Raw genomic sequence first — 16,603 nt, forward strand, 5'->3', positions numbered from 1 at the left:
GGACATGAAGGAACGCCCCGAGGACGTCCCTCGACCCATCCTGGAGCCAGCCATGCACGATCGCTTCCTGCGCGCCTGCCGACGTGAGCCGACCGATGTCACGCCCGTGTGGTTCATGCGCCAGGCCGGCCGGTACATGGCCGAGTACCGGGAGCTCCGGAAGAAGCACACGCTCCTCGAGATCTGCAAGACGCCCGAGCTCGCGCTCGAGGTGACGCTCCAGCCGCTGCGGCTCGGCATGGACGCGGCGATCCTCTTCGCCGACATCCTGCTGCCGCTCGAGCCGATGGGCGCGCCGTTCGAGTTCGCGAAGGGCGAGGGCCCGGTCATCCACGAGCCCGTGCGCGACCGGGCGGGCATCGAGCGGCTGCGCGTGTTCGAGCCCGAGGAGGGCCTCGGCTACGTGCTCGACGCCGTGCGGCTCATCCGCAAGGAGCTCGACGGCAAGACGCCGCTCATCGGCTTCGCCGGCGCGCCGTTCACCATCGCGAGCTACCTCGTCGAGGGCGGCAAATCGAGCGACTACCGGCTCACGAAGCAGATCATGTGGAGCGATCCCGAGGCGTGGTCGGCGCTGATGGGCAAGATCTCCGAGGTCGTCCGCCGCCTCCTCCGCGCGCAGGTCGCCGCGGGCGCGCAGGCGGTGCAGCTCTTCGACTCGTGGGTCGGCTCGCTCTCGATCGACGACTACCGCGAGCACGTGCAGCCGCACGTGCGGTACATCCTCCGGGACCTCGAGGCGACCGGCGTCCCGGTCATCCACTTCGGCACGAACACGGGGGCGCTGCTCGAGGCCCAGCGCGACGCCGGCGGCACGGTGATCGGCGTCGACTGGCGCACGCCGCTCGACAAGGCGTGGCAGCGCATCGGCCACGATCGCGCCGTGCAGGGCAACCTCGACCCGCTGCTGCTCTGCGCGCCCCGGGAGGTCGCCGTGCGCCGGGCGCGGGCGGTGCTCGCCGAGGCCGGCGGGCGCGCGGGGCACATCTTCAACCTCGGCCACGGCATCATCCCCGAGACGCCGGTCGACACGGTGAAGGCGGTCATCGACCTCGTCCACTCCGTCCCGCGCTCGTCCTTGCAGTCCGACGCGAACCGCTGACGCGGCGCCCCGAGCGCCGCGCGGCGGGCCAGGAGCGCGCGGCCGTCCAGGAGCGCGCGCCCTGCCCGGGCCGAGCCGGCCCATCGACGCGTCGGTCGCGCAGACGGTCGCAGACCTCTCCGGCGCATCGACTCGCCGGTCTCAGCCCCCTCCTGCGGTGGTATCGTGCAGCCGCGAGCATGTGCGAGCTCCTCGGCATGGAGTGCAACGTCCCGACGGACGTCGTCTTTTCGTTCAACGGTCTGCGGCACCGGGGCGGCCGCACCGGCCCGCACGCCGACGGCTGGGGTCTCGCGTTCTTCGAGGGGCGCGCCGCGCGCGTCTTCCTCGATCCGAGCCCCGCCGCGGAGAGCCCGCTGGCGCGGTTCCTCAGCGAGACCCCCATCAAGACGCTGCTCGCGATCGGCCACATCCGGCGCCGCACCCGCGGCGACGTCCTGCTCGCCAACACGCACCCGTTCGTGCGGGAGCTCTGGGGCCGGCACTGGGTCTTCGCGCACAACGGCACGCTGCCCCGCGTGCGGCGCCGCGCGCTGGGCCGCTTCAACCCCATCGGCACGACCGACAGCGAGCACGCCTTCTGTTACCTGCTGGAGGGGCTCCGCAGCGCGTTCCCCGGCTATCCGCGCCGCACCAGCGAGCTCTGGGAGGCGATCGCGGCGCTCGGCGGCGAGCTCGGCCAGGATGGCACGTTCAACTTCCTGCTCGGCGACGGCCGCCACCTCTTCGCCCGCTGCGCCACCCGGCTCTGTTACATCGTGCGCAAGGCCCCGTTCGGCGTCGCGGCGCTCGTCGACGACGACGTCCGCGTCGACTTCTCCACCGTGACGACCCCGAAGGATCGCGTCGCGGTCGTCGCGACCACCCCGCTCACCGCGAACGAGACCTGGACCCCGGGGCAGCCCGGCGAGCTCTGGGTGTTCGACGGCGGCGAGCTGCGCGCGACGCTCCCCTCGCGCGCCGCGCCCCCCTCTCGCGCGGCGCGCGCGTCGCTCTCCTCCCGCGCGCCGCGCGCGTGACCGAGGCCCGACCCGGGCTCTCGCGCTCGCTCCCGGCGGCTCGCGGCGGCCCGGGCACCGGCCGTCAACACGCTCGTTGCGGTCGAGCTCGGTTCTCGAGGCCACTTCGCCGCTGACCCGGCGTCACCTCTGTCGCGCCCCTCGCCTCCGCAGTCTCTGCTGGCTTTGCCGACGCTGCCGCCTCTGGTCACCTCGCGCGTCGCGGCTGAGCTCGAACATTCGATATAGCTTCGGGACGGACGGTTCCAGCAAAGACGGAGCGTGGCTAACCCTCAGAGGGCGTGAAACGCTGTGCTCCGAGGATCATCCCAGGAGGAAGCACGCGGCCATGCCGGTCTGGAGACGGGAACGGGCGGCCGGAAATGAAAAACGTCGCGACGGACCTGGGGGGGGAAGGTCTCCGCCGCGACGCAGGTCTATCCTACGCACCCCGTATGCCAAGTCAACCAACCGGCGCTCCTCAGCAGCAGACCCGCGCGCGGCGCGCAGCGACGGCGTGCGCAGCGGTCAGTTCAGCGTTGTGATGCACCCAGGTTTTGAGGCAGAACTCGCGCAGCCTCGTCCCGCAGCGGACATGCCGACCGAACAGACACATCGTGCTCCAGCGAACCATTCTCTGCCCTGCAGGCCCAACTGCTCGCCGGACGGGTGGCGGCGCGCCCGGGAAACGCATAGAGAGAGCCGCATCGTCGAGAGCGCGGGCTGTACAAGAGGAGACGGGCAGCGTGTCAACTGCGATGGACACGCACAATGCCCCACAATGCACGTGAGCGAGCACAGGGATGTGGTGCGGAGTGAGCGGCAGGGGGCGAACGGCGTGCGGGGAACAAGCCGAGAACGTGGAAGGGTGCGACGGACCGCAGAGGGCGACGTACGCCGCTGTCAGGTCAGGAGGGCGGAGGAAGCACCGAAGACAGCGCCGCCCGGATGGGCGTCTTGACGGGAGTCGGGACATGTCAGTACGCTTTGATCTCGGGCGAGCTAAGGCATATCGAGCCGTTGGATCGCGACCGAAGCGCCGCGCCCGGGTAGGTTCCGTCTCCGGAGGAGCTCGAGACGTGTCGAAGCTAGGTCGCACGACGGGTTGGGCTGAGCGCGCGTGAGCGACTTCGACGAAAAGACTCGTGTAACGCAGGTGGTCCAGCCCCCACCGGGCGGCGGCAGCAAGAACACGACCGACTGCCTGGTCGTGATCTACACGAAGGAGCCCACGCTGCTCGGCAAGCGGTTCGTGCTGGAGCACAACCCGACGCGGGTCGGCCGCGGCGCCGACAACCACATCGTGCTCGACGGCGACTCGGTGTCACGACGCCACGCCCATTTCGAGCAGCGGCCGAGCGCCTGGATGGTCGTCGACGACGGGAGCACCAACGGGACGTACTGCAACGATGAGCAGATCTCCCGCGAGGTGGTGCTGAAGAACGGAGACCGGGTGAAGATCGGCCCCACGATCTTCAAGTTCCTGTCCGGCGCCGACGTCGAGGCGCAATACCACGAAGAGATCTACCGGATGACCATCATCGATGGTCTCACGCAGATCCACAACAAGCGCTACCTCTACGAGGCGCTCGAGCGCGAGATCATCCGCGGGCGCCGCCACGAGCGGGACCTCGCGATCCTCCTGTTCGACATCGACCACTTCAAGCGCATCAACGACGTCCACGGCCACCTGGCCGGCGACTTCGTGTTGAAGGAGGTCGCGCGCATCGTGCAGAGCCGCATCCGCCGCGATGAGGTGTTTGCGCGGTACGGCGGCGAGGAGTTCGCGATCATCCTGCCCGAGACGTCCATCGAGGGCGCCGCGGCGCTCGGCGAGACCCTGCGACAGAAGGTCGCGGAGCACCTCTTCGTCTTCCAGGCCGACAGCATCCGCGTGACGATCAGCGTCGGCGTGGCGCTGCTGCAGGAGGGCGATCGCACCGCGAACGACCTCATCAAGCGCGCCGACGAGCGCCTCTACCACGCGAAGAACAGCGGAAGAAACCGGGTGTGCGCCTGAGCTCCAGGCCTCGGTTGCGCTAAGGGTCCGGCGGAGGAACGACGATGCCGAACAGCGAGCTGCCGCGCACGGCGGCGCTGGGCACGGGCGACGGCGGCGAGCTGCCCGAGGTGCGGGTGCCGCCGCCTGGCCCCCTGTCGCGGAGCGCCCTCGAGCGGCTCGAGCGCGTCGAGTGCCCGGCGTTCGGCCGGCGGCGCGAGGCGCGGGCGCAGAAGAGCGGCGCCGACATGCTGCCCATCGTGCTGTCGCACGGGCGCGGCGCGAACGTCTGCGACGTCGACGGCAACCGCTACGTCGACCTGTGCGCGGGCTTCGGCGCGCTGCTGCTCGGCCACGCGGCGGAGCCGGTGCGGCGCGCGACGGAGGCGCAGATGGCGCGGCTGACGCTCGCGCTGGGCGACGTGTACTCGGCCGACGTGAAGATCGCGCTGCTGGAGCGCCTCGCGGCGCTGCACCCCGGGCCCTCGCCCATGGCGCTGCTCGGCCAGAGCGGCAGCGACGCGGTCACGGCGGCCATCAAGACGGCGGCGCTCGCGACCGGGCGGCCGGGGCTCGTCGCGTTCGAGGGCGCCTACCACGGCCTCGGGTACGCGCCGCTCGCGGCGTGCGGGCTGCGCGAGAGCTACCGGGCGCCGTTCGCCGAGCAGCTCAACCCGCGCGTGACGTTCGCGCCGTACCCGCGCGACGAGGCGAGCGCCGCGCGCTCGCTCGACGCGATCGAGGCGGCGCTGCGCGGCGGCGAGGCGGGCGCGGTGCTCCTCGAGCCGATCCTCGGGCGGGGCGGCTGCGTCGTGCCGCCGGACGGGTTCCTGCGCGCGGTCTGCGAGGCGGCGCGCCGGCGCGGGGCGCTCGTGATCGCGGACGAGATCTGGACCGGCCTCGGTCGGTCGGGGGCCATGACGCGCACGGGCGAGATCGGCGCGCCCGTGGACATCGTGTGCTTCGGCAAGGGGCTCGGCGGCGGGCTTCCGATCTCCGCGTGCGTGGCGCCCGAGCCGATCATGCGGGCGTGGGCGCGCGAGGCCGAGGTGGTGCACACCTCGACGCACTCCGGGTCGCCGCTCGCGTCGAGCGCCGCGCTCGCGACGCTCGACGCCCTCTCCGCAGGCCAGCTCGCCGCGCGCTCGCGGGACGTCGGCGCGCGCTTCCAGCAGGCGCTGCGGGAGGCGCTCGCGCGGGCGCCGGGCATCGTCGACGTGCGGGGCGCCGGGCTCATGGTCGGGGTCGAGCTCGAGAGCGCCGAGCTCGGGCTCCGGGCCATGCGCGGGATGCTGGCCGAGGGCTACCTGATCCTCACGGGCGGGGTGCGCGGCGAGACGCTGACGCTGACGCCGGCGCTCACCATCCCCGAGGCGCTGCTGTCGGCGGCGGCCGGCGCGCTCGCGCGCGTGCTGGCGGGCTAGGTCGGACTCCGCGCGGCGCTCGACCTGGCCCGCGCGCTCGCCGCGCTGGAGCACGCGCGCGCGGCGGCGCGTGCTATCCCCGTCCCCGTGGAATCACTCGACCAGAGCGAGGCGCTGCACCGCCGCGCGCGGGCGTTCATCGAGGCGTCGCTCCTCCCGGGCGGCGCGGCGCTCCCGGAGACCTTCGACGCGCTCGCGATCGCGATCGCGCGGCACCAGGCCGCGCGCTGCGCGCCGGTCGCCCGCCTCTTCAGGGCGCGCGGCGCGGACGTCGCCGCGATCGAGCGCGCCGACCAGATCCCCGCGGTGCCGTGCGACGTCTTCCGGTTCGCGCGCGTCGCGGCCCACCCGCCGGCGGCGGACGTGCGCGTCTTCCGCACGAGCGGGACCTCCCTCGGCGCGGCGTCCCGCGGCGAGCACCCGTTCCGCACGACCGCGACGTACGAGCTCGCGGCGCTCGCCTGGGGTGAGCGCCTGCTGTGGCCGGACGGCGCGCGGCTCCGGGCGATCGTCCTCGCGCCGCCGCTCGACGAGGCGCCGGACTCGTCGCTCGGCTTCATGATCGATCGCTTCGCGGCGCGCCTCTCGGGGCCGGCGACGTGGCACGTGCGCGGCGGCGAGCTCGACGCCGACGGCTTCGCCCGCGCGTGCGGCGAGGCGCGCGCCGCGGGCGAGCCGGCCATCGTGCTCGGCACCTCGTTCGCGTTCGTGCACCTGCTCGAGGCGCCGCTGCCCGGCGGCGCGACGCTGCTGCCCGCGGGGAGCCGGGTCATGCAGACGGGCGGCTACAAGGGCCGCTCGCGCGAGGTGCCCGCGGACGAGCTGCGGGCCGCGATCGCGCGGGCGCTGGGGGTGCCGCCCTCGCACGTCGTGGGCGAGTACGGCATGACGGAGCTCTCCAGCCAGCTCTACGAGGGCACGCTCGCGGCGGCGCTCGGCGGCCCCGCGGTCGCCGCGCGCGCCGCGCCGGGGCTCTACCACGCGCCGCCCTGGACGCGCGTCACCGCGGTGGACCCCGAGACGCTCGCGCCGCTTCCGGCCGGCGAGATCGGGCTCGCGCGGATCGTCGATCTCGCGAACGTCGACTCGGCCGTCGCCATCCAGACCGCCGACCGCGTGCGCGTCACCGAGGGGGGCGTCGAGCTCCTCGGCCGCGCGGCCGGGGCGCCGCCGCGGGGCTGCTCGATCGCGCTCGACCAGATGCTCGGCGGCGGCCCGTGATGGACGCCGGCGCGGCGCGGCGCGGCCGGGTCGAGCGCGCGGTCGCCGCGGCGGCGCGGATCGCGGACCCGCGCGATCCGCTGGGCGAGGAGGCGCGCCGGCGGTTGCCCTCGACGAGCGGCCTCTCCCCCGAGGGCGTGGAGCTCGCGCTCGCGCGCCACCTCGAGGTCGCGCCGAGCGGCGGCGAGCTCGACGCCCTCGTGGCGACCGCGGGGCGCGCGCGCCGCTGCCAGGTGGTCCTGGCCGCCAACGTGTGCACGGCGCCCCTGCGGGCCATCGCCGTCGCGGCGGCGACGGCGCCGGACGTCCTCGTGCGCCCGTCCCGCCGCGATCCCGTCGTCGCGGAGCTCCTCGTGCGCGCGCTGCAGACGGACGAGGCGTTCGCCCGCGCCGGCGGCGCCATCGCGCTGGTCGGCGAGCTCGCGCTCGAGGACGCCGGCGAGGGCGCCGCCGGCGAGGAGCCGCGCGCCGAGCTGCACATCTACGGCTCGGACGAGACCGTGGCGGCGCTGCGGGCCCGGGCCGGCCGGGGCGTGCTCGTGCGCGGGCACGGCGCCGGCCTCGGGCTCGCCGTGGTCGGCCCCGCCGCGGGCGTCACCGAGGCGGCGCGGGACATCGCGGACGACGTCGTGCCGTTCGATCAGCGCGGCTGCCTGTCGCCGCGCTTCGTGCTGGTGGAGGGGCCGATCGAGCGCGCGGAGGCGCTCGCGCGCGCCCTGCACGAGGCGCTCGGGCAGGCGGGGGCGCGCGTCCCGCGCGGGCCGATCGACGGCGCCGCGCGCGCCGAGATCGCCATGTACCGGGCGACGCTCGAGGCGGTGGGCTCGTTCTGGGAAGGCGAGGGGCACGGGGTCGGCCTGGACGCGGCGCCGCGATCGCTGCTGCTGCCGCCCGCGGCGCGCGTCGTCCACGTGGCGGCGAGCAGCGCGGAAGCTGCGCCGGCGCTGCTCGCGCCGATCCGCGGCGCGATCACCGCGATCGGCGCGGGCGGCGGCGGGGAGCTCGCGCGCGCGGCGTCCGCGGCGGCCCCGCGCGCCCGGGTCTCGGCGCTGGGATGGATGCAGCGCCCGCCCCTCGACGGCCCCGTCGACCTGCGGGCGCGCTGACGGCCTCAACTGGACCGCCGGCCCGCGCCGAGGGCGCGCCGGAGCGCGCAGATCGCGCTGCCACACACGCCGCCGGCGCGCCGAGCCGCCCGGGCGCTCGCGTGTGCGAGGTGCGCTCGAGCGACGGTGTGTGATAGCGATCATCGTATGTCGTCGCGCACCGATCCGAAGGCGACCCACACGCCCGCGGAGCTCGAGGCGATCACGAGCCCGCCCGCGCCGCCGCTCGGCGTGGAGGGCTCACGGGACAGGCTCCTGGACGGCGCGTCGGGCGGGCTCGAGGCCGACCGGGACGCGTCCGCGCCGAGCGAGCCGTCCGGCGGCTCGGCCGGCGGCGCGGACGCGGAGGACGAGGGCGCGCCGCCCTCGGTCGCCTCCGCCAGGATCCAGGTGCGCCGCGAGGAGCGCCTGGATCTCGTCCTGGAGTACCTGGCCTTCGTGGCGAAGCCGATGCCGCTGTCGCTCCTCCTCGACGAGGCGCCGCAGCGGATCGCCGCGATCCTCGGCGCGGACGTGGCCTCGCTGTACCTCCTCGAGGGCGACGGGGACGAGCTGGTGCTGCGCGGCAACGTGGGCTTCCCGCGCGAGGCGCGCGGCACGGTGCGGCTGCCGGTCGGGCAGGGCATCACCGGCATGGCGGTCGAGTGCCTGCGCCCGATCTCGGTCGTCCAGGCGACGGAGCACGAGCGCTACCGGGCGTTCCCCGAGCTCCGCGAGGAGCGGTTCCCGGTCTTCCTCGCTGCCCCCATCCTGGGCAGCGGCCGCCCGCTCGGCGCCCTGGTCGTGCAGCGGGCGGGCGATCGCGCCTTCACCGCGCGCGACGTCGAGCTCGTCATGGCCCTCACGGCGCCGATCGCGGCCGGCGCGCGCCACGCGCAGGTGCTCGACGAGCTGCGCGAGCGGCGGCGGCGCACCGGCGGGGGCACGCGCAAGGTCACGCTGCCGGGGCTGCCCGTCGTGCCGGGGCGCGCGCTCGGCGCGATCGCGGCCCTGCGGCGGCCGGCCAGCTCGTCGCTCGGCTCGCAGCAGGGCCGCGGCGATCCGAAGCTCCTGCGGTTCGCCTTCGACACCGCGGAGAAGGCGCTCGTCGACCTGCACGCCCGCGCGGCGGAGCGAGGGATCGCCCAGGACGCGGCGTTCCTCTCGGCGTACCTCCTGATGATCGGAGACGGCCGCCTGCGCGCGCGCGCCTTCGAGCTCGCGGCCGGCGGGCGCAGCGTCGCGCAGGCGCTCGGCACGGTCGCCCGCGAGGTCGCGCGGGCCGCCAACGGCATCGTCGGCGACCCGTTCCTGCAGGACCGCGCCCGCGACATCGAGGACCTCTGCGACGCGATCCTGATGCTGGCGACCCCCGACGCACGGGCCCAGCTCCCGTCGAAGGCGGTCCTCGTCGGAGACCAGCTCACGGTCTTCGATCTCCTGATCTCCGCCCGGGCCAATCCGGTGGGCGTCGCGCTCAGCGACCGGTCCGGGCCGCGCTCGCTCGTGCTCCTCCAGCTCCTCGGCGTGCCCTCGATCGTGGACGTGGCGGGCGCGTTCCGCTGGGCGTCGCCGGGCGACGTCGCGCTCCTCGACGCGGACCACGGCTTCCTGGTGATCAACCCGTCCCGGGCCGAGGTCGCGACGGTCCGCGCCGCGCGGCGCAAGGGGCGGCCGTCGCTGGAGCCGGGGTCGGAACCGGACGACGACGGCGAAGACGAGCCTGCGAACTGAGCACCGGCCTCGGCCGGTGCTCGCGGCCTAGCTGCTGGGCTGCGCGGCGGTCGGGTCGGCCTGCGGCGTCCCCTGGGCGTTCTGCAGCTCCTTCTTGGCGCGCCAGTTCGCCAGGCGCTTGGTGTCGCGACGCTTCTTCTTGGCTCTCACTGCGGGCTTCTGCGGCATGGCCGGGGGTATAGCCGCTCGAGCTCCTCGAGGGAACCCCGTCCGGCGCGCGACCGCGTTCGTTCCACGCCGCGCCCGCTGGCCGCACGCCGCCCGCACCGCGTGAGGTCCCGCACGGAGAGCGCCGGACGAGAGCCCCGGATGAGGCCGCGGGGCGTTGACGCCTCACGGCGCCCGCCCCATGACCGCTGCTCCAATGAACGTCCGTCTCGTGCATGAGTTCCGCTTCGAGGCCGCCCACCGCCTCCCCAAGGTGCCGCAGGGGCACAAGTGCGCGCGCCTCCACGGCCACAGCTTCAAGGTCGAGGTCGCGATCCGCGGCCCCGTGAACGAGGAGACGGGGTGGTTCATCGACTACGGCCACCTCTACGAGGCCTGGGCGCCCCTCCACGACCTGCTCGACCACAACTACCTGAACGAGGTCCCCGGGCTGGAGAACCCGACCAGCGAGGTGCTCGCCCGGTGGATCTGGAGCCGCCTCGCGCCGTCGCTGCCGTCGCTCAACCGGGTCACCATCTTCGAGACCTGCGACGCCCGCTGCGAGTACGAGGGCGACTAGCGCGATGAAGACGCTGGTCTGCCGCTGCGAGGACGTCACCTTGCACGAGCTCGAGGCCGCGATGGACCGCGGCTACAAGGACATCGAGTCGGTCAAGCGCTACACGGGCTTCGGCACCGGCTGGTGCCAGGGCAAGTGGTGCCTCGCGCTCTGCGCGCGCCTCATCGAGGAGCGCGGGGGCGACGTGCAGAAGCCGATCACGCCGCGGCCCCCGTACCACCCGGTCTCGCTCGCGGCGCTCGCCGGGCTCGACGAGCTCGGCCTCCGCGGCGGCGGGCACGAGCGCTGACGCTGGCCGCACGCGCGACCAGCCCCGACGCTCGCCCGCTCCCGCGCGCCCGACGTCAGCCGAGCGGGCGCCTGGCGCTCGCGCACCCGACGTTCACGGTCAGCTCGAACACCCCCTCGGACCAGTACTTCGACACCGCGTGGTGCAGGTACTTGAGCATCGAGTCGATGATCTGCGGCTCCACGTCGAGCATCGCCGTCGCCTCGGGGATCACCATCAGCCGCGAGATGGGGTCCTCGAGGAACTCGCGCCCGCTGTCGAACGACACCGCGATGAGCTGGACGTCGACCTCGACCTCGTCGAACCCCGCGCCCTCGAGCTCCTCGGCGATCGTCTCGATCGTCGGTCGGCTGACGGCGGCCGCGTCGACCGCCGCGCCCAGCTCGGAGAGGTCCTGCTTGAGCGCGCACTCCCGCGCGATGTCGGCGACCTCCGGGAACGAGCCGCGCAGCGGCAGCGCGATGAGCGCCTGGCCGCCCGGGACCAGGACCCGGCGCAGCTCGGCGAGGAGCTGCGCCCGCTCGCTCGGTCGGCAGACCGGGTGCAGCGTGAAGGCGTGGGAGAAGCTCTCGCTCGGCAGCGGCGTCGGCAGGGCGTCGGCGAGCACGTAGCTCGCGTTCATCCCGGAGAACAGCGCCGCCTTGGCGCGCGCGAGATCGAGCGCCGCGGCGGAGCCGTCGACGCCCACGAGGGCCGCGCCGGGCAGCTTGTCGGCCACGATCGGATCGGGGAAGCCGCTCCTGCAGCCGAAATGGACGATCCGCGCTGCCTCGGAGGGCAGCAGCATGTTCACCGCCAGCGAGGCGAAGAACGAGATGTAGCGCGGGACGACCGCGTGCTCGAACAACACGGCGTCCGCCGCGCTCAGCGGCGGGCCGTTCATCAGGCGGCCCCGTCCCCCTCCTCGTCGTCGTAGGGCGCGAGGAGGCCGAGCGCCTCTTCGGCGAGCTCGCCGATCGTGACCTCCGACGTCGCCTCGTCGCCGCCGCCGTCGTCCGCCAGCTCGACCGTGCGCGTGTCGCCGAGCAGCGGCTGGATCAGCGGCGCGTGCGCGGGGTCGCCGATCTCGACCAGCGTCTCGATCGCCGCCGCCACCGCGTCCGGATCCTTGTGGCTCAGGAACTGGCCGAGCAGCTTCGGCACGCCCGGCTCCGGCACCTCGGCGACGAGGTACGGCAGCTCCGGGAGCGCCGACGACCCGACCGGCAGCCGCTTCAGCGCCCGCTCGATCGCCTGGGCGACCTCCTTGAACCGGTCGTAGGCGAGCGACTCGATCTCCTCGCCCGCGGCCTGCCGCGCCTCGGGGTGCTCCGAGGCGAGCACGTCGATGAGCGCGTCGAGCGCGCGCGGGCCCTCGTGCTCGCCGAGCAGCGACGCGACGCGGACCAGCCGGAGCGCCGCCTCGTCCTCGTCCTCCTCGCGCGCCGCGCTCGCGATCGCGTCGGTGAGGACGTCGAGCAGCGCATCGCCGGGCATGGCCGCGAGGTCGTCGTGGAGCCGGCGAGCCGTGCGCTCCGCGTCGAACAGCTTGTTCAGGGTCGTCTCGATGGCTTGGCGATTTTGCACGAAGAGGAGCTATCAACAGCGCGCCGCCTCCGCAAGCCGGCAGGCAGCAGGGGCCTCTTCCCCGCGAATTCCTCTCCATTTCTTCGCGTCCCTCTCCCGTCCACGGCGGGCGCGGCCACGCGCGCCGCGAGCCGACACGCGCGCGCCGCCAGGCCGACGCCGCCGCGCGCCGCCAGGCCGACGCCGCCGCGCCCGGGCTCGGCGCGGTCGAGCGCGGCGCCGCTGCGCCGCGCTCGCCAGCTGCCCCCGATGCGGTAGACCGTTCATGGCATGCGCGCGTCCGGCTCACCGCAGGCCCGCCCGACGAGGGCGGCGCTCTCCCCTTCCCCGCTCGTGCGCGGCGCCGCGGCGTCCGCGCTCGTCCTTGCGCTCGGCGGCCTCGACGACCCGGCGCCGCCGCCGCCCGCGGTCGTGCCGCCGGCGGCGGCAGCGCGCGGCGCCGCGGGCGCGGGGGCGCTCTGCGGTCCCCGCACCGTGCCGGAGGGCGCCGCGTGCATCCCGCTGCCCGCTCCGGGCGCGCCGCTCGTCGAGGGCGGCGCGGCGGCGATCTACGGCCCCGGCGGGGCGCGCCCTGCCGGGGCGGGCGCGCGCAGCCAGGCCTACGAGCACATCCCGCGCCGCCCGGAGCGTCCAGCGAGCGCCGGCGCGTACGCCTTCCCGATCGGCGCGCCGGATCAGCCGCCGGCGTTCCTGCTCGTCGAGGGCACCGCGGCGCAGGCAGGCGCGCCGCCGCCGGCGGGCCCCGTGGCCGCGATCGGCGCCGCGCGGCCCGAGCCGCCGTCGTGGACGGGCGGGGTCGAGATCGCCGCGGCGCGGGGCGATCGGGTGGCGGCGCTGAGGCTCGACGGCCAGGAGGGGAAGGCGGAGGTCGTCTTCGTCGGCGAGCTGTCCGGGATCACGGTCGCCACGGCGCACGACGTGCGCGAGGGCGACCGGGCGCGCCGGTACATCCTGGTCCACGGGCACCTCGATCGCCCCGGCCCGGGCGTCGTGGCGGGCGCGCGCCTCGACGCGGGCGACGTCGTCGGGTACGCGGGCGAGACCGGCAGCCCGGGCCTCGTCCGGCTGCACCTCGAGGCCCGGCAGCTCCGCGAGGGCGCGCGCCTCTCGGATCTCGACCCGAAGCGCATCACCGACGCCGCGGTGACGGTGCCGTGCGACCTGCGCAACGTGCTGCCGCTCCGTCAGGGAGCGAGCTTGTAGCCGAAGCCGTAGACCGTGAGGATGTGCTCCGGCTTGTCGGGCGAGCGCTCGATCTTCTTGCGCAGCTTGACGATGAAGTTGTCGACCGTGCGGTTCGACGGCCCGGCCTCGATGCCCCAGATCTTCTGGAGGATCTCCTCGCGCGAGACCGGCTGGCCCAGGCGCTCGTGCAGGAGGCGCAGGAGCTCGACCTCGTAGAACGACAGCTGGTCCGACCGCGAGCCCCGCGAGACCGTGTGGGCGGTCATGTTGACCTGCGCGTTGCCGATCGTGAACACCTCGACGGGCGCCTCGGCGGGCCGGGCGGCGCGGCGGAAGAGGGCGCGCAGGCGGGCGATGAGCTCGCCCACGCTGAACGGCTTGGTCACGTAGTCGTCGGCGCCGGCGTCGAGGCCGCGGATCTTGTCGATCTCCTGGCCGCGGGCCGTCAGCATGATGATCGGCACGAACGCGTCCCAGCGCCGCAGGTCCTCGCAGACCTTGAAGCCGTTCGTGTCGGGGAGCATGAGGTCGAGGAGGATCGCGTCCGGCTTCTCCTGCCGCGCGAGCAGCACGCCGTCCTTCCCCTTCGAGGCCGACGCCACCGAGAAGCCCTCGAACTCGAGGGCGTCCGTCAGCCCCAGCACGATGTGGGGCTCGTCCTCGATGATGAGAATCTTCTTGCGTGCGGCCACGACCGGGGCCGGTTCTAGCACAAAACCCGCCGGGGCCGGCCAGAGCGCCGCCGGGCGGCCCGCGCGGCCGGCTCCGGGGCCACAAAAAGCGCCGCGGGGCGCGATCTCGCGATCGGGCCCCGCGCGCCGGGCGATATCAGCCGCCGGCTACTCGCCGGAGCAGGTGATGAACAGCGTGGCCCCTTGCTGGGCCTCGCCCTTGTTCGTGAACCGGATGATGCGCTGCTCGGTGGGCGGGCAGGTCGCGACGATCTCCGGGTTGCCGATGCGGATCGACGGATCGATGTAGCACCACCCGTTGACCTCGTTGCCGTTGGCCCGGACGTTGTCGCTCGGGTCGCTCCTGCACGCGTTCGCCTCCTCGCCCGCGAGCTGCTGGATCTCGCACACGCAGTCCCAGCCGGCGGCCTCCGCGATCGGATCCTCGAGCACCTTGTCCATCGCCGCCTTGTGGAGCTCGGTGACGTTAGTGCGCGCCGGCGTGTCGTCGCACTTGCACGCGCCCTGCGTGTTGCGCGCCTCGAGGATCAGGCAGGAGACCTGCCCCTCGGCGTCGGGCGTCAGGGTGCGGGGCAGGCACTGGCCGCCGAGCACCGTCTTCAGCCGATCGATGATGGCGCCGATCGCCGGCCGGTAGCCGTAGTCGGCCGCGTTGTCGTTCGTGAGCTGGCTCGGGCACACCGAGCCGACGATGCCCTGGGGTCCGAGCTCCCGGATGAGCTGCAGCTCGCGCAGGCCCGGGTAGGCCTTCGCCTTGATCTGCGTCGTCGTCCTGGGCTGCGGATCGGCCTCATCGTTGCCGGCCTCCGGCTCGCACAGCGGGTTGTCGTTCGGCTGACCGCCCACCTCCCTGCAGTCGCAGCTCTGGGAGTTGCCCTCGCAGGTCTTCGAGTCGATGAGGTCGAAGACGCACGCGTACTGGAGGTCGCCCGTGCTCCCCGTCGGGATCGTGTACTCGCGGCCGTTGATGCCGTTCCAGCCCGCCTCCGTCGGCGGGACGATCGCATCGTTGGTGATCGGGTTCACGCCCGAGCGCGGCGCCGTCGACTCGATCATGAACGGATCCTTCGGCCGCTCGTAGTTCGCGGGATCGCCGAGGATGAGCTCCCAGGTGCTGCTGAACGCGCCGCCGAGCAGCGGGGCGCTGAGCTCGTCGGCGTTCTTGAACCCGCCGACGGGCTCGCCGTCCTGGTTGAGGCCGCGCAGGAGGTCGGGCTGGCCCGCCTCGTTCACGCGCGCGATGTCCTGCCACGGCACGCCGACGATGCCGGCGAAGAAGACGAGCGCCGGATCGCGGATGTTGTTGTCGTCGTCCTCCGGGTTCGGATCGCTGAAGATCGGGTTCGGGACCAGCTCGCCCTTGCGGTTCTCGATCTGCGCCTCGGTGAAGGCGCGCCGGTAGCGCTCGATCGGGTAGAGGAAGTCGAAGCCGAACCGGCGCTTCTGATCCCAGCAGCGGGAGTTGACGGGATCCTCCGCCGCGCTCAGGCGGGCGGGGAAGCCGTCGTCGCCCGTGCACTCCGCGGCGGCGGGGCAGCCGTCCTGGTTCTGGCTGCACGACCGGCAGCACTTGTCACCCGGGTTGGTCGCGCACTCGGGGCGCGGCCGCCAGAGGCGGAAGCCGTTCCTGGTCTCGGCCACGAGGTAGTTGCGGCCCTCCTCGCGGATCGAGCAGTCGTTCTCGTCGCTGAGCATGATGATCGCGAGGAGGGAGCTCGGCCGGAGGAACTCGGCGCGCTGCTGCAGGACAGCCGCATCCAGGCCCGTCGGCACCGCGATGTCGCCCTGGAGCTCGATGGACGCGTAGGGCTCCGGGTCGACGAGGAAGCGGTAGACGCTCTCGAGCTGCGCCTCGAAGCCACAGCCGGCCTGCCCCGTGCCCTTCACCATCGCGGTGAGCTGTCCGACCAGCGAGGTGTCGTTGAGGTCGTTACCCGAGTCCGCGTTGATGTCGGCCTCGCCGTCCTGCGGGTCCGGCACCTCGGGCTCGCCGTCGAGCTTCTGATCGGGGTCCCAGGCCAGGAAGCCCTTGTCGAGGTAGGTCGGGATGTCGTTGGTCGTGGAGCTCTCGTTGGTGCGCGCGAGGAGGTGCGCCATGTCCACGTTCGAGGGGCTCGTGGTCGACGGGCAGGCGCCCGAGCCGTGGCCGCCGAGGCTCGAGCTGATGATGCCGATATGGATGTCCTTGACCGGCTCGAACTCGCGCTTGTAGCCCGCCGGGCAGTCGGCGTTCGGCGAGTTGACCGTCTGGGCGTCGCCCATGCCCGACGCGGGGATGCAGCGCGGGTTGACGAGTCCCTCGACGAGGTCAGGGATCGCGAAGGCGAGGATGTCCTGCTTGTCGGCCATCGAGCCCGAGTTGTCGATGGCCAGCAGGAGGTCGATCTTGTCGACCGAGCTCTGCGTGAGCCGCTCGACGATCGTGGCCGTCGTGCGGGGATTGTTCCTCGCGATGGGGCGGCTCAGGCATCCGAAGGCGGTGCCTGTGCCGGCGATCAGGAGGCCCGCCAGGGCGAACCTCACCGCGCCCGTCCATGGGCGCCTCCTCTCACGCTCAATCCGCGTCATCATTCGACTTTCC

Annotated in this window: 15 protein-coding genes; 10 read left to right on the forward strand and 5 right to left on the reverse strand. The window is 73.8% G+C overall.

What is annotated here, in order from left to right; translation table 11 throughout:
• The first annotated feature begins 52 nt into the window (after nt 1-52).
• The 7 genes from hemE to WME76_RS38245 all read left to right on the forward strand — a co-directional run bounded on the left by hemE (nt 53) and on the right by WME76_RS38245 (nt 9,563).
• Nucleotides 53-1,102: a uroporphyrinogen decarboxylase gene (gene hemE, locus WME76_RS38215; RefSeq protein WP_437962201.1), complete on the forward strand. Its 1,050-nt coding sequence runs from the start codon at nt 53-55 to the stop codon at nt 1,100-1,102.
• A 179-nt stretch (nt 1,103-1,281) separates the two neighbouring features.
• Nucleotides 1,282-2,121 (forward strand): class II glutamine amidotransferase, encoded by an 840-nt coding sequence (locus WME76_RS38220; protein WP_437957091.1) that lies wholly within the window; start codon nt 1,282-1,284, stop codon nt 2,119-2,121.
• 1,099 nt (nt 2,122-3,220) lie between these two features.
• Complete coding sequence (locus WME76_RS38225; RefSeq protein ID WP_020741151.1) at nt 3,221-4,120, forward strand: GGDEF domain-containing protein; 900 nt, start codon at nt 3,221-3,223, stop codon at nt 4,118-4,120.
• A gap of 44 nt (nt 4,121-4,164) precedes the next feature.
• Nucleotides 4,165-5,523: an aspartate aminotransferase family protein gene (locus WME76_RS38230; RefSeq protein ID WP_437957092.1), complete on the forward strand. Its 1,359-nt coding sequence runs from the start codon at nt 4,165-4,167 to the stop codon at nt 5,521-5,523.
• A gap of 87 nt (nt 5,524-5,610) precedes the next feature.
• Nucleotides 5,611-6,744 carry an acyl-protein synthetase gene (locus WME76_RS38235; protein ID WP_437957093.1) on the forward strand — a complete coding sequence of 378 codons (1,134 nt, stop codon included), beginning with the start codon at nt 5,611-5,613 and terminating at the stop codon, nt 6,742-6,744.
• Nucleotides 6,744-7,850: an acyl-CoA reductase gene (locus tag WME76_RS38240; protein ID WP_437962202.1), complete on the forward strand. Its 1,107-nt coding sequence runs from the start codon at nt 6,744-6,746 to the stop codon at nt 7,848-7,850. Before WME76_RS38235 ends, WME76_RS38240 begins: the two co-directional genes overlap by 1 nt.
• A 147-nt stretch (nt 7,851-7,997) precedes the next feature.
• Nucleotides 7,998-9,563, forward strand: coding sequence for a GAF domain-containing protein (locus WME76_RS38245; RefSeq protein WP_437957094.1), 1,566 nt, complete (start codon nt 7,998-8,000; stop codon nt 9,561-9,563).
• Between the two features lie 27 nt (nt 9,564-9,590).
• On the opposite strand, the gene WME76_RS38250 is transcribed toward WME76_RS38245, so the two are convergent.
• Nucleotides 9,591-9,713, reverse strand: coding sequence for a hypothetical protein (locus WME76_RS38250; protein ID WP_434043814.1), 123 nt, complete (start codon nt 9,711-9,713; stop codon nt 9,591-9,593).
• 214 nt (nt 9,714-9,927) lie between these two features.
• Here WME76_RS38250 and queD point away from each other — a divergent pair, with 214 nt between their 5' ends.
• Entirely contained in the window at nt 9,928-10,290 is a 363-nt protein-coding gene (queD, locus tag WME76_RS38255) for a 6-carboxytetrahydropterin synthase QueD (RefSeq protein ID WP_061605432.1), read from the forward strand.
• A 4-nt stretch (nt 10,291-10,294) separates the two neighbouring features.
• A complete protein-coding gene (locus WME76_RS38260; RefSeq protein ID WP_061605431.1) occupies nt 10,295-10,579 on the forward strand; it encodes a (2Fe-2S)-binding protein in 285 nt (94 codons plus the stop codon).
• Nucleotides 10,580-10,634: 55 nt separating this feature from the next.
• Here the strand turns inward: WME76_RS38260 and WME76_RS38265 are convergent, their stop codons facing one another.
• Both WME76_RS38265 and WME76_RS38270 read right to left on the reverse strand, forming a co-directional pair.
• Complete coding sequence (locus tag WME76_RS38265) at nt 10,635-11,462, reverse strand: class I SAM-dependent methyltransferase (protein WP_437957095.1); 828 nt, start codon at nt 11,460-11,462, stop codon at nt 10,635-10,637.
• Nucleotides 11,462-12,145: a HEAT repeat domain-containing protein gene (locus tag WME76_RS38270; RefSeq protein ID WP_437957096.1), complete on the reverse strand. Its 684-nt coding sequence runs from the start codon at nt 12,143-12,145 to the stop codon at nt 11,462-11,464. Before WME76_RS38270 ends, WME76_RS38265 begins: the two co-directional genes overlap by 1 nt.
• A 270-nt stretch (nt 12,146-12,415) precedes the next feature.
• Between WME76_RS38270 and WME76_RS38275 the strand changes: the two genes are divergently transcribed.
• A complete protein-coding gene (locus tag WME76_RS38275) occupies nt 12,416-13,348 on the forward strand; it encodes a M23 family metallopeptidase (protein WP_437957097.1) in 933 nt (310 codons plus the stop codon).
• On the opposite strand, the gene WME76_RS38280 is transcribed toward WME76_RS38275, so the two are convergent.
• Together WME76_RS38280 and WME76_RS38285 are read right to left on the reverse strand one after the other, a co-directional pair.
• Complete coding sequence (locus tag WME76_RS38280; protein ID WP_061617282.1) at nt 13,330-14,022, reverse strand: response regulator transcription factor; 693 nt, start codon at nt 14,020-14,022, stop codon at nt 13,330-13,332. The genes WME76_RS38275 and WME76_RS38280 overlap by 19 nt on opposite strands.
• Nucleotides 14,023-14,169: 147 nt before the next feature.
• Complete coding sequence (locus tag WME76_RS38285; RefSeq protein ID WP_437957098.1) at nt 14,170-16,545, reverse strand: hypothetical protein; 2,376 nt, start codon at nt 16,543-16,545, stop codon at nt 14,170-14,172.
• Nucleotides 16,546-16,603 lie beyond the last annotated feature (58 nt).

Source organism: Sorangium sp. So ce119 (assembly GCF_051524405.1).
Classification (GTDB): domain Bacteria; phylum Myxococcota_A; class Polyangia; order Polyangiales; family Polyangiaceae; genus Sorangium; species Sorangium cellulosum_G.